The sequence below is a fragment of the Mycolicibacterium helvum genome, assembly GCF_010731895.1.
In the GTDB taxonomy this organism is placed as follows: Bacteria; Actinomycetota; Actinomycetes; order Mycobacteriales; family Mycobacteriaceae; genus Mycobacterium; species Mycobacterium helvum.
Window position 1 is genome coordinate 3,373,217 of record NZ_AP022596.1, and the last position, 23,349, is coordinate 3,396,565.

19 protein-coding genes are annotated in these 23,349 nt (G+C 66.8%); 13 read left to right on the top strand and 6 right to left on the bottom strand.

From position 1 onward, the window contains the following. Window positions 1–3: 3 nt before the first annotated feature. Window positions 4–870, top strand: coding sequence for a M48 family metalloprotease (locus G6N38_RS15900; RefSeq protein ID WP_163749026.1), 867 nt, complete (start codon window positions 4–6; stop codon window positions 868–870). Here G6N38_RS15900 and G6N38_RS15905 read toward each other — a convergent pair. Then, on the bottom strand, window positions 867–1,349 hold the full coding sequence (locus tag G6N38_RS15905; protein WP_163749028.1) for a DUF2231 domain-containing protein: 483 nt from the start codon (window positions 1,347–1,349) through the stop codon (window positions 867–869). The two genes, G6N38_RS15900 and G6N38_RS15905, sit on opposite strands and share 4 nt — an antisense overlap. A 109-nt stretch (window positions 1,350–1,458) precedes the next feature. On the opposite strand from G6N38_RS15905, the gene G6N38_RS15910 reads away from it, so the two are divergent. The 6 genes from G6N38_RS15910 to G6N38_RS15935 are packed head-to-tail and all read left to right on the top strand — an operon-like array spanning window position 1,459 to window position 7,763. Further along, on the top strand, window positions 1,459–3,798 hold the full coding sequence (locus G6N38_RS15910; RefSeq protein WP_163749030.1) for a heavy metal translocating P-type ATPase: 2,340 nt from the start codon (window positions 1,459–1,461) through the stop codon (window positions 3,796–3,798). Continuing rightward, window positions 3,795–4,958 carry an MFS transporter gene (locus G6N38_RS15915; RefSeq protein ID WP_163749033.1) on the top strand — a complete coding sequence of 388 codons (1,164 nt, stop codon included), beginning with the start codon at window positions 3,795–3,797 and terminating at the stop codon, window positions 4,956–4,958. Before G6N38_RS15910 ends, G6N38_RS15915 begins: the two co-directional genes overlap by 4 nt. Before the next feature lie 10 nt (window positions 4,959–4,968). Beyond that, on the top strand, window positions 4,969–5,703 hold the full coding sequence (gene cobF / locus G6N38_RS15920; RefSeq protein ID WP_163749035.1) for a precorrin-6A synthase (deacetylating): 735 nt from the start codon (window positions 4,969–4,971) through the stop codon (window positions 5,701–5,703). A 28-nt stretch (window positions 5,704–5,731) separates the two neighbouring features. Beyond that, window positions 5,732–6,124, top strand: coding sequence for a phage holin family protein (locus G6N38_RS15925; protein WP_163749037.1), 393 nt, complete (start codon window positions 5,732–5,734; stop codon window positions 6,122–6,124). A gap of 18 nt (window positions 6,125–6,142) precedes the next feature. After that, window positions 6,143–6,997, top strand: coding sequence for an Fpg/Nei family DNA glycosylase (locus G6N38_RS15930; RefSeq protein ID WP_163749039.1), 855 nt, complete (start codon window positions 6,143–6,145; stop codon window positions 6,995–6,997). 16 nt (window positions 6,998–7,013) lie between these two features. Then, complete coding sequence (locus tag G6N38_RS15935; protein WP_163749041.1) at window positions 7,014–7,763, top strand: SDR family oxidoreductase; 750 nt, start codon at window positions 7,014–7,016, stop codon at window positions 7,761–7,763. On the opposite strand, the gene pgi is transcribed toward G6N38_RS15935, so the two are convergent. Beyond that, window positions 7,760–9,409 carry a glucose-6-phosphate isomerase gene (gene pgi, locus G6N38_RS15940; protein ID WP_163749043.1) on the bottom strand — a complete coding sequence of 550 codons (1,650 nt, stop codon included), beginning with the start codon at window positions 9,407–9,409 and terminating at the stop codon, window positions 7,760–7,762. The two genes, G6N38_RS15935 and pgi, sit on opposite strands and share 4 nt — an antisense overlap. 50 nt (window positions 9,410–9,459) lie before the next feature. Here pgi and G6N38_RS15945 point away from each other — a divergent pair, with 50 nt between their 5' ends. Next, window positions 9,460–10,917: an NAD-dependent succinate-semialdehyde dehydrogenase gene (locus tag G6N38_RS15945; RefSeq protein WP_163749045.1), complete on the top strand. Its 1,458-nt coding sequence runs from the start codon at window positions 9,460–9,462 to the stop codon at window positions 10,915–10,917. Between the two features lie 11 nt (window positions 10,918–10,928). Here the strand turns inward: G6N38_RS15945 and G6N38_RS15950 are convergent, their stop codons facing one another. Next, on the bottom strand, window positions 10,929–12,488 hold the full coding sequence (locus G6N38_RS15950; RefSeq protein WP_163749047.1) for an acyl-CoA synthetase: 1,560 nt from the start codon (window positions 12,486–12,488) through the stop codon (window positions 10,929–10,931). A 198-nt stretch (window positions 12,489–12,686) separates the two neighbouring features. On the opposite strand from G6N38_RS15950, the gene G6N38_RS15955 reads away from it, so the two are divergent. Further along, window positions 12,687–14,717 carry an acyltransferase family protein gene (locus tag G6N38_RS15955; protein WP_170314169.1) on the top strand — a complete coding sequence of 677 codons (2,031 nt, stop codon included), beginning with the start codon at window positions 12,687–12,689 and terminating at the stop codon, window positions 14,715–14,717. Window positions 14,718–14,750: 33 nt separating this feature from the next. Here the strand turns inward: G6N38_RS15955 and G6N38_RS15960 are convergent, their stop codons facing one another. After that, complete coding sequence (locus G6N38_RS15960) at window positions 14,751–15,020, bottom strand: chorismate mutase (protein ID WP_163749051.1); 270 nt, start codon at window positions 15,018–15,020, stop codon at window positions 14,751–14,753. Between the two features lie 243 nt (window positions 15,021–15,263). Here G6N38_RS15960 and pcrA point away from each other — a divergent pair, with 243 nt between their 5' ends. After that, window positions 15,264–17,591, top strand: a complete 2,328-nt coding sequence (gene pcrA / locus G6N38_RS15965) for a DNA helicase PcrA (RefSeq protein ID WP_163749053.1) — start codon at window positions 15,264–15,266, stop codon at window positions 17,589–17,591. Between the two features lie 13 nt (window positions 17,592–17,604). Here the strand turns inward: pcrA and G6N38_RS15970 are convergent, their stop codons facing one another. Then, window positions 17,605–18,219 (bottom strand): hypothetical protein, encoded by a 615-nt coding sequence (locus G6N38_RS15970; protein ID WP_163749055.1) that lies wholly within the window; start codon window positions 18,217–18,219, stop codon window positions 17,605–17,607. A 4-nt stretch (window positions 18,220–18,223) separates the two neighbouring features. Beyond that, window positions 18,224–19,300: a M23 family metallopeptidase gene (locus tag G6N38_RS15975; protein WP_163749064.1), complete on the bottom strand. Its 1,077-nt coding sequence runs from the start codon at window positions 19,298–19,300 to the stop codon at window positions 18,224–18,226. 262 nt (window positions 19,301–19,562) lie between these two features. Between G6N38_RS15975 and sucC the strand changes: the two genes are divergently transcribed. The 3 genes from sucC to G6N38_RS15990 all read left to right on the top strand — a co-directional run bounded on the left by sucC (window position 19,563) and on the right by G6N38_RS15990 (window position 23,295). After that, a complete protein-coding gene (gene sucC, locus G6N38_RS15980; protein ID WP_163749066.1) occupies window positions 19,563–20,726 on the top strand; it encodes an ADP-forming succinate--CoA ligase subunit beta in 1,164 nt (387 codons plus the stop codon). Between the two features lie 12 nt (window positions 20,727–20,738). Then, complete coding sequence (gene sucD / locus G6N38_RS15985) at window positions 20,739–21,641, top strand: succinate--CoA ligase subunit alpha (protein ID WP_163749068.1); 903 nt, start codon at window positions 20,739–20,741, stop codon at window positions 21,639–21,641. 124 nt (window positions 21,642–21,765) lie between these two features. Beyond that, window positions 21,766–23,295 carry an acetyl-CoA acetyltransferase gene (locus tag G6N38_RS15990; protein ID WP_163749070.1) on the top strand — a complete coding sequence of 510 codons (1,530 nt, stop codon included), beginning with the start codon at window positions 21,766–21,768 and terminating at the stop codon, window positions 23,293–23,295. Window positions 23,296–23,349 lie beyond the last annotated feature (54 nt).

Sequence of the window (23,349 nt, forward strand, 5' to 3'; positions counted from 1 at the left end):
CTGATGCTGGGGGCGCCGTGGCTCGTCGGTGCGCTGCTGACACTGTGGCTGCCACGATTCGAGATGCTGTTCACCCCGGAGTGGTTGACGAAAGTCCTCGCCGTCACCGGGGTGGCGTTGGCGATCACGACGTGGACGTCGGCGCTCGCACTGGCGACCGCCGCGATCGACGTCCGGTCAGCGCCGCCCCGGGCCGCTGCACTGTTGTTGGCGGGTTGGCTGATGTGGACTCTGCTGGACGCGATACGCCACGGTCTTCGGGTCGGGTCGAATATGCGTGCGGGAAAACTGTTTCGGGACTGCGCGGGTCGCGTCGGTGATGTGCTTCGAGTCGACTCGCCGGTGCCTGACGCGTTCGCGGTGCCAGGCCGGCGGGCGGTCGTCGTCGTCACCAGTGCGCTGGCCTCGGAACTGAACGACGGTGAGTTACGGGCAGTGATCGAGCACGAACGAGCCCATCTCGCCGGCGGCCATTCGATGCTCATCCAGGCGGTGCAGCTGGCTGTACGGCTCAATCCGCTATTGCGTCCGTGGAGCGCAGCGATCCGATTCGCCGCCGAGCGGGCCGCTGACGAGCGGGCTGCCGCCGACGACCGGAGCACCGCACTGCGGGCCATCGCGCGGGTAGCGCTGCTGTGTTCGGCCGTTGTCCCGTCGGCGGGGGTCGGCATCGGCGGGCAGCCCGGTGAGGTGCTGCGCCGCGTCGACGCGCTACAGCGGCCCGGTCCCCGACCGCAGCGTGGGTGGCTGTTGGTGGCGGCGATCGCGGTGGTGCTGGCGTTGGGAGCGAATTTCGTTGCGGTCGCCGATGTCGCCCAGGATCGGATTGCGCCCGAGGCGGGCGAGGCGTCGGGCGAGGTGTTCGCCTAGCTCTTCGGGGCCGGTGGTACCAGCGCCACCCGGCCCCAGGTCGCCTTGGCGCCAGAGTCGCCGATGCGATACACCTGCACGATCGTCGCGACGCCGGCTGCCAGTACGAAAACAGCGACGGTGACGGACAAGGCCGTTGACAACGACCGTCCGCGGCCGGCGCGAAGGTGAATCACCGCCAGTAATGCCGACGCGACGAGCAACGCCGCCGAGAAGAAGATCATCGTGTCGCCGAGTTCGGCATGGGTGTGCACCGCCGGCGAGCGTCCCACCTGGTGCTCCAGCCATTCGCCCGCCTCCGTGGTCAACGGGGTGAGTGCCGCGGTGAGCACCGACAGCGCGACCACCAGCCACACCAATCGATGCCGAGCTGCGGGCCAGACTGCGCACAGGATCGCCAGTATCGCCGTCAGCGGGGCCAGGACCACGATGAAATGCACGAGCAGCGCGTGGGAAGGAAGACCGTTGAAAGTCGACAACTTTTCTCCTGCCGATGGGTGGGCGGCGCCTCAGCCACGAATACTACATAGCCTGTAGTAGTCGCCGCAGCGCGCCGAACGCCGTCACACACCGGAGATCATGGCTGATATGAACGACCCAGCGTCGGATAACGCCGGTCCTGCCATGGGATTCGTGCGCTGGCTACTTCTCGCCGTGACCCTCACCGCGCTGCTCGCGGGCGGTGTTGCGTGGCTGCTCGGCGCCCACCCGGTCGCCGACGCGTGTTGGACCGCTGGAACGGTTGCTGCGATCCTGCCCGCCCTGTGGTGGGTGGTCTCGTCGATCCGCGCCGGTCGCGTGGGTGTGGATGTCCTGGCCGTGCTGTCGCTCGGCGGTGCGCTGGCGGTGCGGGAGTACTTGGCAGGCGCACTGATCGGCGTCATGCTGGCCACGGGACAGGCCCTCGATGCGGCGGCCGGACGACGGGCCACCAAGGATTTGCGTGCGTTGCTCGACCGGGTGCCGCGCACCGCGCGCAGGCGCACGCCCGACGGCGTCGAGGTGGTCGGTCTGGACGACATCGTCGTCGACGACGTCGTGGTGGTGGGTCCCGGCGAGGTGTTGCCCGTCGACGGAGTGGTGCTCTCGGACGACGCCGTGCTCGATGACTCCGCACTGACCGGCGAATCCGCGCCCGTCCGATGCGGACAGGGCGAGCCGCTGCGCAGCGGCAGTGTCAACGCCGGCAGCGCCCTGGAACTGCGGGCATCGGCAACCGCGGTCGACAGCACCTACGCCGGGATCGTCCGACTGGCGCAGCAGGCGGCGGCGGAGTCCGCGCCGGTGGTCCGTATCGCCGACCGCATCGCCGCCTGGTTCCTGCCCGTGGCACTGGCTGTGGCGGCCCTGGCCTGGATTTTCAGCGGCTCACCCGCCCGCGCCGTCGCGGTACTGGTGGTGGCGACACCGTGCCCCCTGTTGCTGGCGGCGCCCGTGGCGATCGTGTCCGGACTGTCTCGGGCATCACGCATCGGGGTGCTGGTCCGTGGCGGCGGCGCGCTCGAAACACTAGGCCGAGCAAGCACTTTGGTGCTGGACAAGACCGGAACGCTGACAACGGGCCGCCCGCGCGGCACCGAAATCGCGGTCGGTCCGGGCTGGACGGTCGACGACGTTCTCGGACTGGCCGCGTCGGCCGACCAACTCTCACCGCACGTCCTCGCCACCGCCATCGTCCACGAGGCGCGGTTACGCGGCGCGACGCTGAGCATGCCCAGCTCAGTGACCGAGGAAGCCGGCATCGGGGTGTCGGCGCTGGTGGACGGAAAGTGGGTCACTGTCGGCAATCTCAGCCTCGACGGAGCAATACCGGAGTGGGCCGCCGCGGTTCTGTCGCGAGCATCGTTCGACGGAGCAGTGGTTGCGTGGGTGCGCGTCGACGACGAATTGGCCGGCGCGATTCTGCTGACCGATCCGCTGCGACCCGACGCGCCGCGCACCTTGCGGCGGCTGCGGGCCGCCGGGATGACCCGGCTGGTGATGCTCACCGGCGACCGGCCCGCGCCTGCACAGCAGATCGGTACCGTTCTGGGTCTCGACGAGGTCGCCGCGCAGCAGACGCCCGCCGACAAGGTCGCCCGGGTGCGGGCCGAGAGTGAGCGTGCGGTCACGGCCATGGTCGGCGACGGGGTCAACGATGCGCCGGCGCTGGCCGCCGCCGACGTCGGCATCGCGATGGGTGCCCGCGGCGCGACGGCGACTTCGGAGGCCGCCGACATCGTGCTCACGGCTGATCGGCTTGACCGGCTTGCCGACGCCAAGCTGATCGCCCGCCGATCGCGGCGCATCGCGGTGCAAAGCGCCGCGGCGGGGATGGGCCTGTCGCTGATCGCCATGGGATGTGCAGCCGTCGGTTGGCTGCCACCCGCATGGGGTGCGCTGCTGCAAGAAGGAATCGACCTTGCGGTGATCCTGAACGCCCTTCGGGCACTGCGCGGTGATCACGCCGGGCCGCCACCGCTGAGCCGCGACGCGGAGGCACTCGTGCGGCGCTTTTCTGGCGAGCACGACCAGATGCGCGACGATCTGTCGCTCCTACGCGACGCCGCACAGCAGATCGCCGCCGGGCAGTTGACGGGAGCTCTGGAGGCACTTCGGGACGCGGACTTCTTCCTGCAGCACACGTTGCTTCCACACGAAGAAGCCGAGGACAGCGCGCTCTATCCGGCGCTGGCCCAGCCGCTGGGCAGTATTGAGGCCACCGCGACGATGAGCCGCATGCACGCCGAGATCCACCGGCTGGCGCAACGTCTGCACGCTCACCGTGAACTGGCCGACGAGGCCGGCGCGGTACGGCCCGACCAGAGCGACGACCTGATGGCTTGCCTCTACGGTTTGTATGCATTGCTGCGGCTGCATTTCGTGCAGGAGGAGGAGAACTTCTTCGTGCTCGCGCCGGCTTTCCTGAACGCGACAGACCGGTCGTGACTGCCTGGCTGACCCGCAACGTCCGGGTGCTCGCTGCGGTGTCGTTCCTCCAGGATGCGGCCAGCGAGTTGCTGTATCCACTCCTACCGATCTATCTCACCGCCGTGTTGGGGGCGCCGCCCGCAGTGGTCGGCGCTATCGAAGGCGCCGCGGAGGGGGCGGCGTCGCTGACCAAGCTCGCAGTCGGTCCGCTGGGTGACCGCTTCGCCAAACGCCCTTTGATCGCAACGGGATACGGAATGGCCGCACTGGGCAAGGTCATCGTCGCCGTCGCGGGGGCCTGGCCCGGTGTGCTGGCAGGACGAGTCGTCGACCGACTCGGCAAGGGTATTCGGGGTGCGCCACGCGACGCGCTGCTCGTCGACGGGATCGATAAATCGCTGCGCGGCAAGGTTTTCGGCTTCCATCGCGCGATGGACACCCTCGGTGCGGTGGTCGGTCCGCTGCTCGGGCTCGCCGGCTACGAGCTGCTTGATCACCAAATCCCGCCGCTGCTGTACGTTGCGATCATTCCCGCGCTGCTGTCCGTGCTACTCGTCGTGCTGGTGCGGGAACCTCGACGGACCAGGCTGGGCGGCACAGCACAGCCGATCTTTCGCGGATTGCGCGAACTACCGCGACGGTACTGGCGAGTGACCGCGTTACTGGTCGCGTTCGGTGTCGTCAACTTTCCGGACGCGTTATTGCTGTTGCGGCTCAACGAGATCGGCTTCGGAGTCGTCGAAGTGATTCTCGCCTACGTCGGTTACAACCTGGTCTATGCGCTGGCCAGCTTCCCGGCCGGCGTGCTGGCCGACAAGGTGCCCCGCTCAGCGGTCTTCGGCTTCGGGCTGGTTTTCTTCGCCGTCGGCTATATCGGGCTCGGGGCGACCACCGATCCGGTTGCGGCGTGGGTGCTGATCGCGGCGTACGGGATGTTCACCGCCTGCACCGACGGTGTCGGGAAGGCGTGGATCTCCACGCTTGTCGGCGCCGACCAACAGGCAAGCGCGCAGGGAGTGTTCCAGGGCGCCAGTGGTTTCGCGGTCCTGGCCGCAGGCCTGTGGGCCGGACTGCTGTGGGGCAGCGATGGCCGGGTCCCGCTGCTGATCTCCGGGGCGGTCGGAGCCTGCTTCGCGGTGGTGCTCCTGATGCCGATGGGCGTGCAATGCCTTCGTTAGGCTCTGAAGGGTGCGCACCATCCACGTCATCGGTATCGGAGCCGGCGACCCCGACTACGTGACATCGCAGGCGATCCGTGCACTCAACGACACCGATGTGTTCTTCGCCATGGACAAGGGCGAGGTCAAGAGCGACCTCGTCGCATTGCGCCGGGAGATCTGCCAGCGGTTCATCACCGACCCGCGCTACCGCTTCGTCGAACTGCCCGATCCGAAACGAGCAGCCGACGGCGAGTACACCCAGGCCGTCGCCGACTGGCACCTGGCTCGCGCCCGGCTGTGGGCCAAGGCCATCGAGACCGAGCTCAGCCCCGACGGCGTCGGGGCCTTTCTGGCCTGGGGCGATCCATCGCTGTACGACAGCACCCTGCGGATCCTCGACCAGGTCGCCCGGCACGTCGAGTTCTCATACGACGTCATCCCGGGTATCACCGCCGTGCAGGCGCTGACTGCCCGCCACCGCATCCCGCTCAACGACGTTGGCGAACCCGTGCTGATCACCACCGGGCGACAGCTGCGCACTACCGGCCTTTCCGGCTCGGCGGTGGTGATGCTCGACGGGGACTGCTCGTTTCTGAGTTGCCCACCGCAGACCCGGATTTGGTGGGGTGCCTACCTCGGCACGCCTGACGAACTGCTGATGGCAGGCACCGTCGGCGAAATCGGCGAAGCCGTCGCGGAGCTGCGGGGGCAGGCCCGTGCCCGACACGGCTGGATCATGGACATCTATCTCTTACGGGCTTAGCCGGCCTCGCTTCTGAGAAGATCACCGCATGGGATCGTTTCTGCTTCGCGCCGCAGTCACCGGACTGGCACTGTGGGTCGTCACACTGGTCGTCCCCGGCATCACTTTCGTCGGCGGCGATACCGGACTCCAGCGAATCGGCATTGTTCTGGTGGTCGCGGTGATCTTCGGCCTGGTGAACGCGATCATCAAACCACTCGTGCAGTTCTTGTCGATACCGCTGTACATCCTGACGCTCGGGCTGATTCACGTCGTCATCAATGCCCTGATGTTGTGGATCACCGCCGGGATCACCGAGCACACCACCCACTGGGGATTGCAGATCAACCAGTTCTGGTGGACCGCCATCTGGGCCGCGATCGTATTGTCGATCGTCAGCTGGCTGTTCTCGTTGCCGTTCAAAGACGCCGACCGCCACTAGGGCAGCTAGCCTGGACAGATGCCCGAACTGCCCGAAGTGGAGGCGCTGGCCGACCACCTGCGCCGGCATGCGCTCGGCAAAGCGGTCGGGCGTATCGACGTCGCGGCGTTGTCGGTGCTGAAGACGTTCGACCCGCCGCCGACTGCGTTACATGGGCGGCCCGTCACGGGTGCCGCGCGCTGGGGCAAGTACCTCGGCATGCAGGCCGGTGACCTGTGGCTGATCACCCATCTGTCGCGAGCCGGGTGGCTGAAGTGGAGTGACAAGCTCTCCGCCGCCCCACTCAAGCCGGGTAAAGGCCCGATCGCGCTGCGCGTACACCTCGACGGCAGCGAGGGATTCGACCTGACCGAGGCCGGCACCCAGAAGCGGCTCGCGGTGTGGATCGTCGACGATCCCGCCAAGGTCCCCGGAATTGCGACACTGGGCCCCGACGCGCTGGAGATCGGCCCTGAGCAGCTGGCCGACATCCTCAAACCGCACAGCGGCCGGATCAAGACGGTCATCACCGACCAGAAAGTCATCGCCGGGATCGGCAACGCCTACAGCGACGAGATCCTGCACGTCGCGAAGCTGTCCCCGTTCGCGACGGCCAACAAACTCACCGCCGCGCAACTGGGTGCGCTGCATGTTGCAATGATCTCGGTGCTGACCGACGCCGTGCAACGCTCGGTCGGCCAGCAGGCGGCAACCCTGAAGGGGGAGAAGCGATCTGGACTGCGTGTGCACGCCCGCACCGGATTGCCGTGCCCGGTGTGCGGTGACACCGTGCATGAAGTTTCGTTCGTCGACAAGTCGTTTCAGTACTGCCCGACCTGCCAGACCGGGGGCAAGGTGCTGGCTGACCGGCGGATGTCGAAGCTGCTCAAGTGATCGCTAATCTGTCCTGGTGACCCGCCAGAAGATCCTCATCACCGGCGCGAGTTCTGGGCTGGGGGCCGGCATGGCCCGCGCCTTCGCCGCTAAGGGCCGCGACCTGGCCCTGTGCGCACGGCGCGTCGACCGCCTTGACGAACTGAAGGCCGAACTGAGCCAGCGCCACCCGAACATCACGATCGCCGTCGCCGCCCTTGACGTCAACGACCACGACCAGGTGCCCACGGTATTCGCCGAACTAGCCGACCAGCTCGGCGGCCTCGACCGGATTATCGTCAACGCCGGCATCGGCAAGGGTGCGGTGCTCGGGTCGGGCAAGCTGTGGGCCAACAAGGCCACGATCGAGACCAACCTCGTCTCGGCGCTGGTGCAGACCGAGACCGCTCTGGCGATGTTCAAGACGACCGGCTCGGGACATCTTGTGCTGATCTCGAGCGTGCTGGCCAACAAGGGCGTGCCCGGCGCCAAGGCCGCCTACGCCGCGAGCAAGGCGGGGGTCACCTCGCTGGGCGAATCGCTGCGCGCCGAATATGCCTGCGGCCCAATCAAAGTCACGGTCGTCGAGCCTGGTTACATCGAGTCGGAGATGACCGGAAAATCGAACACCACCATGCTGATGGTGGACAACGACACCGGCGTGCGCCACATGGTCAACGCCATCGAACGCGAGAGTGGACGCGCGATCGTGCCCGGCTGGCCATGGATTCCGTTGGTGGCCCTGCTGCGAATCCTGCCGCCGCGGTTCACCAAACCCTTCGCCTAGCGAGCCCGGCCGCGTTCCACGCGATAGCGGCGCACCAGTTCGTCGGTCGAGCTGTCGGTCTGCTTGGTCGGTGAACCGTCGCTGGTGATCACTCCGAGGAGCGCCTTGGCCTGAGTCTTGCCCAGCTCGACACCCCACTGGTCGAACGAGTCGATGCCCCAGATCACGCCCTCGGTGAAGACCTGATGCTCGTAGAGCGCGATGAGCTGTCCCACCACCGACGGCGTCAACCGGTTGGCCAGGATCGATGTGCTCGGCCGGTTACCCGGCATCACCTTGTGCGGCACGACGTTCGCCGGTGTCCCCTCGGCGGTGATCTCGGCCGCCGTCTTACCGAAGGCCAGCACCTGGGTCTGGGCGAAGAAGTTGCTCATCAGCAGGTCGTGCATGCTGCCCGACCCGTCCGCGGTCGGGAGGTCGTCGGTGGGCTCGCTGAAGCCGATGAAGTCGGCGGGCACCAGCCGGGTGCCCTGGTGCAGCAGCTGATAGAAGGCGTGCTGCCCGTTGGTTCCCGGTTCGCCCCAGAAGATTTCGCCGGTCGGGGTGGTCACCGGTGTTCCGTCGGCTTGAACGGACTTGCCGTTGGACTCCATCGTCAGCTGCTGCAGATACGCCGCGAAGCGGGACAGGTCGTTGGAATACGGCAGCACTGCCCGGGTTTCGGCACCGAAGAAGCCGGAGTACCACAACCCGATCAAGCCCAGCAACGCCGGTGCGTTGGATTCCAGCGGCGCGGTGGCGAAGTGCCGGTCCACCAGGTGGAAGCCGGACAGGAAGTCGGCGAACGCCTCCCGGCCGATCACCGCCATCACTGAAAGGCCGATCGCCGAGTCCACCGAATAGCGGCCGCCCACCCAGTCCCAGAAGCCGAACATATTGTCGGTGTTGATGCCGAAGGCGTCGACGAGCGTGGAGTTCGTCGATACCGCCACGAAATGCTTCGACACCGCGGCGTCGCCGAGGCTGTCGGTGAGCCAGCGCCGTGCGGCGGTGGCGTTGGTCAGTGTCTCCAGCGTCGAGAACGTCTTGGAAGCGATGATGAAAAGCGTTGTGGCAGGGTCGAGTCCATCCAGCGTCGCCACCAGGTCGGCCGGGTCGACGTTGGAGATGAACCGTGCCGAGATGCCGGCGTCGCCGTAGTGGCGCAGCGCCTGATAAACCATGACCGGACCCAGGTCCGAGCCGCCGATGCCGATGTTGACGACGCATCTGATGCGCTCACCGGTGGCGCCGGTCCAATCGCCGTTGCGCAGCCGGTCGGTGAAGTCGCCCATCGCGTCGAGCACCTCGTGCACATCGGCGACCACGTTCTGGCCGTCCACGACCAGCTCGGTGTCGCGTGGCAGCCGTAGCGCGGTGTGCAGGACGGCGCGGTCCTCGGAGGTGTTGATGTGCTCGCCGGCCAGCATCGCGTCGCGGCGCTCTTCGAGGTGCGCGGCACGGGCGAGGTCGACCAGAAGCTCGAGTGTTTCCCGGGTGACGCGGTGCTTGCTGTAGTCGATGTAGAGGTCACCGACGGTGAGTGTGAGCTCGCGGCCACGGTCGGGCTCTTCGGCGAAGAGTTCGCGGAGGTGTTTCCCGGCGATCTGGTCGTGGTGGCGACGTAGCGCGTTCCATTGGGGGGTAGCGGAAATGTCTCCAGTCATTCGTTCGACCCTAGTGTGACGACGTGACCAAAGGTGTACATGATGGACGTATGAGCAACCCAGACATTGAACGGCTGCTGTCGTCGGTTCCCACCGGACTGTGGATCGGCGGCGAAGAACAGCCCGGCTCGTCGACGTTCGAGGTTTATGACCCCGCCAACGACACCGTCCTGACCAGCGTGGCAGACGCGACTGCCGAAGATGCCGTCGCCGCCCTTGATGCCGCGTGCGCCGTGCAAGCCGAGTGGGCGGCCACGCCCGCCAGGGACCGCGGCGAGATCCTGCGCTCGGTCTTCGAGACGATCATCGCCCGCGCCGACGATCTCGCGACGCTGATGACGTTGGAGATGGGCAAGGTCGTCGCCGAGAGCCTGGGCGAGGTCAAGTACGGCGCCGAATTCTTCCGCTGGTTCGCCGAGGAGGCGGTGCGCATCGGCGGGCGGTACACGCCGTCGCCGGCCGGCACGGGGCGCATCATCGTCACCAAGCAGCCCGTCGGCCCTTGCTACGCCATCACGCCGTGGAACTTCCCGCTGGCCATGGGCACTCGCAAGATCGGCCCCGCCTTCGCGGCGGGCTGCACCATGATCGTGAAGCCGGCTCAAGAGACCCCGCTGTCCATGTTGATGCTGGCCAAGCTGATGGCCGAGGCCGGCCTGCCCAAGGGCGTGCTGTCGGTGCTGCCCACCAGCAGGCCCGGCGATGTCACCAAGGCGCTGATCGACGACGGCCGGCTGCGCAAGCTGACGTTCACCGGCTCCACCGGAGTGGGCAAGGCGCTGGTCGCCCAGTCGGCCGACAAGCTGCTGCGCACCTCGATGGAACTCGGCGGCAACGCACCGTTCGTGGTCTTCGACGACGCCGACGTCGACGCTGCGGTCGATGGCGCGATGCTGGCCAAGATGCGCAATGGCGGTGAGGCCTGTACGGCCGCTAATCGCATCCACGTCGCCAACGCCGTCATTGAGGAATTCACCGACAAGTTCGTCAAGCGGATGGGTGAGGTCAACTTGGGCAACGGGCTCGACCCGTCGGCCAAACTCGGCCCGTTGGTCAACACCAAGCAGCTGGCCAAGGTTCAGGAGCTGGTCGACGACGCGGTGGCCAAGGGGGCGACGGTCGCGCTCGGCGGTCAGGCGCCCGGCGGCCCCGGCAACTTCTACCCGGCCACGGTGCTGACCGATGTCCCGTCGAACGCCCGCATCCTCACCGAGGAAGTCTTTGGTCCGGTCGCGCCGATCATCGGTTTCGACACCGAGGACGACGGCGTCGCCGCGGCCAACAACACCGAATATGGGCTGGCGTCCTACATCTACACCGAGTCGCTGGACCGGGCATTGCGGGTCGCCGAGGCCATCGAGTCCGGCATGGTCGGGGTCAACCGGGGCGTCATCTCCGATCCGGCCGCGCCGTTCGGCGGGGTGAAGGAATCCGGGTTCGGTCGTGAGGGTGGTTTCGAAGGCATCGAGGAGTACCTCGACACCAAGTACATCGCGCTGACCAAGTAGGGCAGTCAGGTCTAGCGGACCGAGCGGTCCGAGCCTGACCAGTACTTGGCCCGCAGCTCGCGTTTGAGCACTTTGCCCGCGGCGGAGGTCGGCAGCTCGCCGACGAGCTCGAAGCTGCGGGGGATTTTGTAGCCGCCGATGAGCGACCTGCAGAATTCCCGCAGCTCGTCCTCCCCCGCTTGATGTCCGGACGCCAGCACCACCACGGCGTGCACGCGCTCGCCCCACCGCTCGTCAGGTACCCCGATGACCGCGCACGTGGCCACCGCGGGGTGGCGGGCCAGCGCGTTCTCCACCTCGACGGAGTACACGTTCTCGCCGCCGGACACGATCATGTCTTTGAGGCGGTCGACGACGAAGACGTAGCCGCGCTCGTCGGAGTAGCCGGCGTCGCCGGTGTGCATCCAGCCGCCCCGCAGCGCGGCCGCGGTCTCCTGCGGCTTGCCCCAATAGCCGGCCATCACATGCCCGCCGCGCACCACGATCTCGCCGACCTCACCACGGGGCAGTTCGACGTCGTCGTCGCCAACGATGCGGACCTCCGAGTGCGGCGCGGCGCGGCCGCCGGACGTGCGCAGCGCCGGGTCGTAGTGGTCCTGAGGCGACAGCAAGGTGGCGACGGGGGACACCTCGGTCATGCCGTATGCCTGCACGAACGATGCGGTGGGCAACCGCTGCGCGGCCCGTTCCAGCAGCGCCGCCGAGATCGGTGAGCCGCCGTACATCACCGCCTGCAGGCTGCTCGGGTCATAGTCGGGAAGGGTCGGATGGTCGACGAGCATCTGCACCATCGTCGGAACCAGCAGCAGGTCGCTGACCCGGTGCTGCTGCACCGCTTCCAGCACCCAGTCCGGCCGGAAGGCCGGGATGAACACGTGAGTGCCGCCGCGGATCACCTGTGCCAGCCAGATCGCCAGGTCGGCGAGGTGGAACATTGGCGCGGCGTGCAGCAGCGGCCCACCCGAGGTCAGGAAGTATCCCGACGCCAGGCTGCCCAGCGCCGACGTCATCAGGTTGTCATGGGTCAGCATGACGCCCTTGGGATGCCCGCTGGTGCCGCCGGTGTAGAAGACGCCGGCAAGATCCGAGCCACTGCGGTGCGCATCCGGAACTGGGGCACTGGCCGCCAGCAGCTCCTCGTACCCCAGTGTGCCCTCCGGGGCGGTGCCGTCGCCGCAGTGAATGGCGACGGCCAAATCGGGAAGCTGTGAACGCAATTCGGGCAGCAGCGGGGCGAAGGTGTCGTCGATCAGAAGTACCCGGGTGTCGGAGTCGCGCAGGCTGTAGGCGATCTCGGCCGCGCTCCAGCGGATATTGATCGGGTTGACTACGGCGCCTGCCCACGGTGTCGCGAGCAGGTATTCCGAGTAGCGGTCGGAGTTCAGCGACAGGATGGCGATACGGTCGCCTTCGCGGGCGCCCAGCGACTGGAATGCGCCGGCCAGCCTGGCCACCCGATCGGCGACGTCGGCGAAGGTACGGACACGCTCACCGCAGATCGTCATCGTGTCGTGGCCGGCGGCCCGCGACGACCGGTGCAGCCCCTGCGTCAGGTACATCCCGGCGGTCATACGTTGGCGCTCAACAACTTCGGTCCACCCCGTCTGGTAATAACGTGGCCGTAGTCTATGCCGCCATCGCGGCGGCCGAAATCCCCCCAAGAGGGTCTGTTTGCCTCCCGATCGGATATTTGACGCCGACGACCGCGCGCCTGCGCCGCTCGGCCGTCGTTGAGCTCTAGATTTCACTGAACTAGAAATCAGGAGGACATGGGTGTGACGGCGCGCTCATTCGCGCAAGGTCCATGGGTGGATCCCGTCTCGCAGCCGAGCCCGCGGCGCGGGCCAAAGCCCCGTGGCTCGGGTGTTCCCGCGCTGAACGGCATCCGCGGTGTTGCCGTAGCTCTCGTGCTGGTCGGCCACGGTGGAATCCCCGGTGTCGCAGGTGGATTCATCGGCGTCGACATCTTCTTCGTGCTCAGCGGGTTTCTGATCACGGCACTGTTGCTCGACGAGATCGGCCGGACCGGGCAGCTTGACCTCGGTTCGTTCTGGGTCCGGCGCGCCCGCAGGCTGCTGCCGGCCCTGCTGATCATGGTGCTCGCGGTGATCGCGGCGCGGCTGCTGTTCCCACCCGATGCCGTCAGCGACCTGCGCAATGACGCGACCGCGGCGTTCCTGTGGGTGGCGAACTGGGCCTTCGTGTCCCATCAGACCGACTACTTCAGCCAGGGCGCTCCGCCGTCGCCGCTGCAACACACCTGGTCGCTAGGTGTTGAAGAGCAGTACTACCTGATCTGGCCGGTGCTCATCGCCGCGGCGGCGGTGCTGCTGGCCATGATCGCCCGGCGGCGCGGCAAGACGCCGACCATTGTGGCGGTCCGGCGCACGGTGCTGGTCCTCGCCGTGCTGGGCACGGTCGGATCGGCGGCCGAGGCGATCCTGCTGGCCTCGGACGATTCGCTGAACCGGGTGTACTTCGGCACCGATACCCGCGCGCAGGCGCTGCTGATCGGTGCCGCGGCGGCCGCGCTGCTGGTCCGGGACTGGTCGGCAATCATGGCGGGCTTGCCCCTGATCCACTCGCGCTGGGTCCGCTGGCTGGCCTGGGGTGTCCCGGTGGCTGGGGTGGCGGTGCTGGCCGCGATCACCCACGTCGCCACCGGTAGCGCCACCGAGTTCCGCAACGGCCTGTTCATCGTCGTCGCGGTCGCCGCGGTGGCGGTGATCGCGCCGGTGGCACTCGAGCAGAACGGTCCGGTGGCGTGGGTGTTGTCCACCCCACCGCTGGTGGCGCTGGGTGTCATCTCCTACGGTGTCTACCTCTGGCACTGGCCGGTGTTCCTGGTCATGACCGGTGAGCGCACCGACTGGACCGGTTACTCGCTGTTCGCCGCGCGCTGTGTGGTGACGCTGGTCCTGGCGGTGGGCTCGTGGTGGCTGATCGAACGCCCGGTGCGACGTTGGCGGCCGCTACATGTCCCGCAGCTGCGGCTGGCGGCCGCCACGATGGCCACGGCCGTCGCCATCGCGGTCGTCGTCGTACCGGTGGGAACCCGCATCGATCCGTCGAGCCCCGATATCACCCAGGCCGCGTTGATCTCACCGGTCGAAACGGTACGGGTCGCCGCGCCGTCGCACACGGGTCCGCGCGAGCACACCGTCTCAGTGTTCGGCGACTCGATCGGCTGGACGATGATGCGTTACCTGCCGCCCACCCCGGGGGTCAGCTTCCTGGACCGCACCACGATCGGTTGCGGCCTGGTACGCGGCGGGCCGTATCGCTACTCCGGGCAGAGCCTGGAGCAGAAACCCGAGTGCGACGCCTGGCCGGAACGCTGGGCGCAGCGGATCGCCTATGACCGGCCCGATGTGGTGCTGATGGTCGTCGGTCGCTGGGAGACGGTCGACCGTAAGTGGAATGGCAACTGGGCGCACATTGGCCAGCCCGATTTCGACAAGTACCTGCAGGGCGAGCTGAACCACGCGCTGGACATTCTGTCTTCCACGGGGGCGCTGGTGGTGGTCACCACCGAGCCGTACAACCGGCACGGCGAGCAGACGAACGGCAACCTGTATCCCGAGGATCAGCCCAGCCGGGTCGACCAGTGGAATACCTTGCTGCGCAAGGTCGTCGGCGACCGCAAGAACGTCACCGTGCTCGACCTGAACAAGAAGCTCGCGCCGAACGGCAGCTATACCAACAAGATCAACGGCGTGCAGGTCCGCATCGACGGCGTGCATCCCACCCCGAACGCGGTCAAGTGGATGACCCCGTGGCTGCTGGACGCAGTGCGTTAAGAGTGCCCGCCGGCCGCTGCCTGATGGCCGGCGTCAGTGCCCGAGCCGGCCGCGACCCATGCGCAGTAACAGCATCGCCAGATCCTTGCCGTCCTGGCCGAGCTCGCTGTAGCGCTCGATCACCTTCATCTCGCGGCTGTGCACCAGCCGGGTGCCACCGGAGGCCATCCTGGCCCGGCCGATCGCCTGGGACACCTCGGTGCGGCGTTTGACCGCAGCCAGGATCGCGGCATCGAGCTGGTCGATCTCGCTGCGCAGGCTGTCGATGTCGTGTTCGGCTTCAGGAACCATTTCCAGAGTCATCGCTTCGTTCTCCTCGTGTGTGGGTCTGGTCTCAACCGGTCCCGGGCCTCACACAAGAGACGAGCCCCGGATCCGGTTGCGGACCGCGGGGCTCTCGGGTTGAGCAGCTAGATACCCACGGGCACCGCGGACCGGTACCCGTAGAAAAATCGACGCCGCCAGGAAAGCACGTTTCGAGTGTGCCACTCCGAAGGCCGGCTTCGCAAAAAAACTGTCGCCATACAGCGGTAAGTTGGGTCAGACATGAGTGTGCACGTGACCGAATACAAGCCCCCGGCCAATGCGGCCGAACTCCTCGATGGCCTCAACCCCCAGCAGCGCCAGGCCGTGCTGCACGAAGGCCCACCGCTGCTGATCGTGGCCGGCGCCGGGTCGGGCAAGACGGCGGTCCTGACCCGGCGGATCGCCTACCTGCTGGCGGCGCGCGACGTCGGGCCGGGCCAGGTGCTGGCCATCACGTTCACCAATAAGGCCGCCGCCGAAATGCGCGAACGGGTGGTCGCCTTGGTTGGCCCGCGGGCCCGCAACATGTGGGTGTCGACGTTCCACTCGACCTGCGTGCGGATCCTGCGCAATCAGGCTTCGCTGCTGCCCGGGCTGAACTCGAACTTCTCCATCTACGACGCCGACGACTCCCGTCGCCTGTTGCTGATGATCAGTAAGGACATGGGCCTGGACAGCAAGCGGTACTCTCCGCGACTGCTGTCCAATGCGATCTCGAACCTCAAGAACGAGCTCATCGTCCCCGAGGATGCGGTGGCCGCGCTCGAGCCGGGATCCGACGACCTGTCCCGCACGGTCGCCAGCGTCTACGGCGAATACCAGCGGCGGCTGCGCGCCGCCAACGCACTGGACTTCGACGACCTCATCGGCGAGACCGTGGCGGTTTTGCAAAACTTCCCGCAGATCGCCCAGTACTACCGCAGGCGGTTCCGGCACATCCTGGTCGACGAGTACCAGGACACCAACCACGCCCAGTACGTGCTGGTGCGCGAGCTCGTCGGGGTCGCTGCCCCGGACACCGACACGGTGCCGCCCAGCGAGCTGTGCGTCGTCGGTGACGCCGACCAGTCGATCTACGCGTTCCGCGGCGCGACGATCCGCAACATCGAGGATTTTGAACGGGACTTCCCGAACGCCACCACGATCCTGCTCGAGCAGAACTACCGGTCGACCCAGAACATCCTGAACGCGGCCAACTCCGTCATCTCCCGCAACGCCAACCGTCGCGAGAAACGGCTGTGGACCGACGAGGGTGACGGTGAGCTGATCGTCGGCTACGTCGCCGACAACGAGCACGACGAGGCCAGATTCGTCGCGGGGGAGATCGACGCGCTCGCCGACCGCGGCGACATCACGTACAACGACGTCGCGGTGTTCTACCGCACCAACAACTCGTCGCGCTCGCTGGAAGAAGTGTTCATCCGCGCTGGCGTCCCGTACAAGGTAGTCGGTGGCGTTCGGTTCTACGAGCGCAAGGAGATTCGCGACATCGTCGCCTATCTGCGGGTGCTGGACAACCCCGGGGATGCCGTCAGCCTGCGCCGCATCCTCAACACCCCGCGCCGGGGCATCGGCGACCGCGCTGAGGCGTGTGTTGCGGTCTACGCCGAGAATACCGGTGCCACTTTCGCCGACGCGTTGGTCGCCGCCGCCGAAGGTAAGGTGGCGATGCTGAACACCCGCTCGGAGAAGGCGATCGCGAGTTTCGTCAAGCTACTCGACGATTTGCGCGGCAAGCTCGACGACGAGCTCGGCGACCTGGTCGAGGCAGTGTTGGACCGTACCGGCTATCGCCGTGAATTGGAGTCCTCCAGCGATCCCCAAGACCTGGCCCGGTTGGACAACCTGAACGAATTGGTCAGCGTCGCACATGAATTCAGCATCGACCGGGCCAACGCGGCCGCGCTCAAGGACGATGCCGACGAGGACGAGGACGTTCCGCAGACGGGCATTCTCGCGGAGTTCCTGGAGCGGGTATCGCTGGTGGCCGACTCCGACGAGCTACCCGAGCACGGCGCCGGTGTGGTCACACTGATGACGCTGCACACCGCCAAAGGGCTCGAATTCCCAGTGGTTTTCGTCACCGGATGGGAGGACGGCATGTTCCCGCACATGCGCGCCCTGGGAGACCCGACCGAGTTATCCGAGGAACGCCGGCTGGCCTACGTCGGCATAACCCGGGCACGCCAACGGCTTTACCTCACCCGCGCGAAGGTCCGTTCGTCGTGGGGGCAGCCAATGCTGAATCCGGAATCCCGCTTCCTGCGCGAGATTCCGGAGCATCTTCTCGACTGGCGCCGTACCGATACCGCGCCGTCATTGAGCGCGCCGGTGAGCGGAGCGGGCCGGTTCGGCACCCCGCGGACATCGCCGATGCGGCCGGCGGGCGGCAGCAAGCGTCCGCTGTTGGTCCTTGAACCCGGCGACCGGGTCAATCACGACAAGTACGGTCTCGGCCGCGTCGAGGAAGTGTCCGGGATGGGGGAGTCGGCGATGTCACTGATCGACTTCGGCAGCGCCGGGCGGGTCAAGCTGATGCACAACCACGCACCCCTACAGAAGCTCTGACTAGCCGCGCAAACTAACGCAGCCGGCACCATCGGCGGGTTGGCGGCTGCAGCGCAAGGATCATGCTGGCGACGGGTAGCACCGGAATCAGGTAGACCAGCAACGGGATTCGCGCCCCAGCGACGAACACACTGCCGAACGTCAGCAGTGCGATGACCGACCCGAACACGATCAGGTAGCGCCCAGCCGAGCGGCGCAACAGCAGTGCGACCACCCCGGAAATGGTGCTGACCGCGAACAGCAGGGTCAGGAATCCGACCGCCAGGCAGAACAGTCGATCGGTGTGCCACCATCCGGTGATCAGGTCGGTGGCCACCACAGCCGTCGTCCATCCACTGAGGATGGTGACGGCGCTGGCCGCGATCGCGGTTCGTCCGGTCGCGACGTCCACCACACCGGGCCGGGCCGGCACCGCGACCGGGGTGGCCCGGCGGATCAGCCCGGTGGGCGCATCTTCGACCGGCGGGCGCGGAATGTTCGTGGTGGGCGAATCGGGTTGGGGCGCCTGCGGAATGGGCCCGGTCGGCGCCCGGCGGATGATGCCGGTGCGGGGCTCTTCGGGCTGGGGGATCGGTCCGGACGGTTGACGCCGGATGATGCGGGTGAGCGGCTCGTCCGGCTCAGGCACCGCGTCAGCCGACGTAGGGGCCGACGGACAGCCCCCGCTGCGCCAGCCACGGTGCCGGATCGACCCGGTTGGTGCCGCCCAGCAGAACTTCGAAATGCAGATGCGGGCCAGTCGAATTGCCCCGGTTGCCGACGGTGGCGATCTGGTCGCCGGCGAATACCCGCTGGCCGATCTGGACCGTCCAGGTGTTGACGTGGCCGTACAAGGTCACTGTGCCGTCGGAATGGCGGATCTTGACCCACGCGCCGTAGCCGGCCGTCGGCCCCGCGTCGACGACGACACCGTCGGACGCGGCGACGATGGGTGTCCCGATCGGGGCGGCCAGGTCGACGCCGGCGTGCAGCGCGCCCCAGCGATAACCGAAGCCTGAGGTGTAGACGCCCTTGGTGGGCATAACGAACAGCGGCCGCTGCAGACGCGCCTCGCGCTCGGCGCGCTCCTGGGCGAATGCCTGACCATTGGCCAGCTCCTCGCCGTGCACGGAGGCGTCGGCGATCGGCTTCACTGCGATCAGCTGCATACCGCGGGGTGTGGTCGCACTGCCGTCCATCGGCGTCTTGTCGGCGGCCAGCACGGTCTGGGTGGTGGTCTCGGTGGCCGGTTTGATTGCGGTGTAGGCGGCAGCCGCTGCGGCGCCGGCGGCCATCGCCGCGATCATCACGCGGCCCTTGGCGGCACTGGTCGGCTGCCGGCGGTGCTGCGGCGTGCGCGGCAGGATGTCGGTGTTTTCGCTATTGCTGTAGCGCGGCACTTCGGCGTGCCGATCGGCACGGGATGCGAACTCCGCGGGCACGGCCAAGCGGAGCGGCTGCGGGTCGTCCGCGTCGTGCAGGTCGTCGAGTTCGGGGCAGCGGGCCACCTGGGCTTCGGTGTCGAAGACGCTGCTCTCGCGGAAGTCGATGTCGCAGAGGTCGCCGAACTCGTTGAACGGGATGATGTCGGTGACGTCGAGCCGCTCGGGGTCCAGGGCTCGATTCGATGGCGCTTGGCGATACGGTGCTGGCCGATCAAAGGTCCTGGTCAATGCGTGCGAGGCCGAAGAATCTCCGACGGGAGTCGGGGTCGGCCGATGCTGCGTCAAAACTCAAAGTCCCTTTAGTCGTGACCAAAGCGTTATCTCAGACGCCGACGACGTTAACGAAGATCTCATGGGGGTGGCAACCCATGCCGTTATTCCACGGGAGATTGTGAGTTGAATCACTTCAGCCTCGCGGTGAGATGGACCACATGAGTGGTAGGCGAGGACGGGGTCCCGTGGGCGTCTAGATACAGTTCCCCCGGAGCGACTTCCTCAACACAAACGTCATCAAAATTGCAGTCAGCGCCGACCAGACAGTGAGCCAATGGATCTTTTCGAGTATCAGGCGAAGGAACTGTTCGCCAAGCACAACGTTCCCACCACCCCGGGCCGGGTCACCGACTCCCCGGAGGACGCCAAAGCCATCGCCGAGGAAATCGGCAAGCCAGTGATGGTCAAGGCGCAGGTCAAGGTGGGTGGCCGCGGTAAGGCCGGTGGCGTCAAGTTCGCCGCCACCCCCGAGGATGCCTACACCCACGCCAAGAACATCCTCGGCCTGGACATCAAGGGCCACATCGTCAAGAAGTTGCTGGTCGCCGAGGCCAGCGACATCGCCGAGGAGTACTACATCTCCTTCTTGCTCGACCGCTCCAACCGGACCTACTTGGCGATGTGCTCGGTCGAGGGCGGCATGGAGATCGAAGAGGTCGCCGCCACCAAGCCCGAGCGGCTGGCCAAGGTGCCCGTGGACGCCGTCAAGGGTGTCGATCTGGCCTTCGCCCGGTCGATCGCCGAGCAGGGCCACCTGCCTGCCGAGGTGCTCGACGCCGCCGCTGTGACCATCCAGAAGCTGTGGGAGGTCTTCGTCGGCGAGGACGCCACCCTGGTCGAGGTCAACCCGCTGGTGCGCACGCCGGACGATCAGATCCTGGCGCTGGACGGCAAGGTCACCCTGGACGCGAACGCCGACTTCCGGCAGCCCGGCCACGCCGAGTTCGAGGACAAGGACGCCACTGATCCGCTCGAGCTCAAGGCGAAGGAGAACGACCTCAACTACGTCAAGCTCGACGGCGAGGTCGGCATCATCGGCAACGGCGCGGGTCTGGTCATGTCGACCCTGGACGTCGTCGCCTACGCCGGCGAGAAGCACGGCGGCGTGAAGCCCGCCAACTTCCTCGACATCGGTGGCGGTGCGTCGGCTGAGGTGATGGCCAACGGTCTGGACGTCATCCTGGGCGACAGCCAGGTCAAGAGCGTGTTCGTCAACGTGTTCGGCGGCATCACCGCGTGCGACGCGGTCGCCAACGGCATCGTCAAGGCGCTGCAGATCCTCGGTGACGAGGCCAACAAGCCGCTGGTCGTCCGATTGGACGGCAACAACGTCGAAGAAGGCCGGCGGATCCTCGCCGAGGCCAACCATCCGCTGGTCATCCAGGCCGACACCATGGACTCCGGGGCCGACAAGGCCGCCGAACTGGCCAACAAGTAAGGGACACTTGATATGTCGATCTTTCTGAATAAAGACAACAAGGTCATCGTCCAGGGCATCACCGGCGGTGAAGGCACCAAGCACACCGCGCTGATGCTCAAGGCCGGCACCCAGGTCGTCGGTGGCGTCAACGCCCGTAAGGCGGGGACCACCGTCAGCCACAAGGACAAGGACGGCAACGACATCGAGCTGCCGGTGTTCGGCAGTGTTGCGGAGGCCATGAAGGAGACCGGCGCCGACGTGTCGATCGCCTTCGTGCCGCCAGCGTTCTCGAAGGACGCCATCATCGAGGCCATCGACGCCGAGATCCCGCTGCTGGTCGTCATCACCGAGGGCATCCCGGTGCAGGACAGCGCCTATGCGTGGGCCTACAACGTCGACAAGGGTGAGAAGACCCGGATCATCGGGCCGAACTGCCCGGGCATCATCACCCCCGGTGAGTCGCTGGTCGGCATCACGCCGAACAACATCACCGGCAAGGGCCCGATCGGCCTGGTGTCGAAGTCCGGCACGCTGACCTACCAAATGATGTACGAACTGCGCGATCTCGGCTTCTCGACCGCCATCGGTATCGGCGGCGACCCGGTCATCGGCACCACCCACATCGACGCCATCGAGGCGTTCGAGAAGGATCCCGAGACCAAGATCATCGTGATGATCGGCGAGATCGGCGGCGACGCCGAGGAGAAGGCCGGCGCCTATATCCAGGCCAACGTCTCCAAGCCGGTCGTCGGGTATGTCGCTGGCTTCACCGCGCCGGAGGGCAAGACCATGGGTCACGCCGGTGCCATCGTGTCCGACGGGGCCGGCACCGCGCAGGGCAAGAAGGAGGCTCTCGAGGCCGCCGGGGTCAAGGTCGGCAAGACGCCGTCGGAGACCGCCGCACTGGCCAGGGAGATCCTGGCGGGGCTGTAGCGCGCCATCGAATTCGACGTCAGGGCTGTGATTCCGCCGGGATCACAGCCCTGACGTCTATCTCGGCCTGGTGGCGGATCCCCGGTTGGCCAGACAGTAACGTGTTCTATTAGCCTGTCGAACTATGGTCGATCCGCGTACCCCTGTCATCGTCGGCGTCGGACAGTTCACCGAGCGCATCGACGATCCGGACTACCGCGGCATGTCATCCGTCGAGCTGGCCACCGAGGCGGTTCGGGCCGCGCTGGCCGACACCGGAGCGGACGTCGCCGCTGTCGCGAAGGCTATTGAGGTGTTCGCCGGCCTGAGGCAGTTCGAGATCTGCACACCCTTCGCCAGCGCGCCGCTTGGCTGCTCCGACAACTACATCCGCTCGGTTGCGCAGCGCGTCGGCGCCAACCCCGCCCGTGCGGTGCTCGAGCCGATCGGTGGCAACGGCCCGCAGAAGTTGGTCTCGGAGTTCGGCGGCGCGATCGCGGCAGGCGATATCGAGGTCGCGTTGATTCTCGGTTCGGAGAACGGCTCGACACTGAAGACGTTCGCGGGCCGCGACCAGAAGCCCGACCACAGCGAGACCGTCGGCGGCCAGCTCGACGACCGGGGCTACGGGTTCGAGCAGTACATGAGCGAGTACACCGCCAACCATGGACTGACTGGCGCGCCCGTGCAGTACGGGCTACTGGACAATGCCCGCCGCAAGCGGCTGGGCCTCGGTGTCGACGAGTACCGGCGTCAGATGGCTGAACTGTTCGCGCCGTTCTCGAAAGTGGCTGCCAAGAACCCATTTTCGTCGTCACCGATCGAGCGTTCGGTCGAGGAATTGGCCACTGTCAGCGCCGAGAACCGGATGATCTGCGACCCCTACCCGCGCCTGATGGTGGCCCGCGACACGGTCAATCAAGGCGCCGCCGCGCTGATCATGTCGGTGGAGGCCGCACGCAAACTCGGCGTGGCCGAAGAGAAATGGGTCTACCTGCACGGGCACGCGGATCAGCGGGAGCAGGACCTGCTGGACCGCGAAGACGTCAGCGTCAGCTATTCGTCGAAGCAAGCTGTGGCAGAAGCTCTTCGTGGCACCGGAATCGGCATCGACGACGTGGCCACCTTCGACCTCTACAGCTGCTTCCCGTTCCCGGTCTTCGCTGTGTGTGACGATTTCGGACTGGCTGCCGACGACCCACGCGGACTCACCCTGACCGGCGGCCTGCCGTACTTCGGTGGACCGGGCAACAACTATTCGTTGCACGGTATCGCCGAGACTGTCGTCGCAATGCGGGACAAGCCGGGCGCGTTCGGACTGGTGGGCGCCAACGGCGGCGTGATGAGCAAGTATTCGGTGGGCGTGTACTCGACGACCCCGACCGATTGGGTGCCGGACCGCAGTAAGGAGCTGCAGGCCGATATCGCCGCCCTACCGAAGGTGGCAGTCACCCGCAATGCCAACGGTGCCGGGGTGATCGAGACCTATTCGGTGCGCTACGACTGGCCAGTGCGCACCGGCGTCATCATCGGCAGGCTAGCGGCCGATAACAGCCGCTTCCTGGCCCTGGCCGAGGAACCCGAGTTGGTCTCGCTTCTGTCAGACGGGGATCCGCTGAACGTGAAAATTACTGTCAGATCGATAGACAGCGGAAATCGCGCGACGCTGCACTGACAGCAGCCGACGTTCGGGGCCGAACTGTCGCCGGTATTGCCGCCGTTGCCCTGC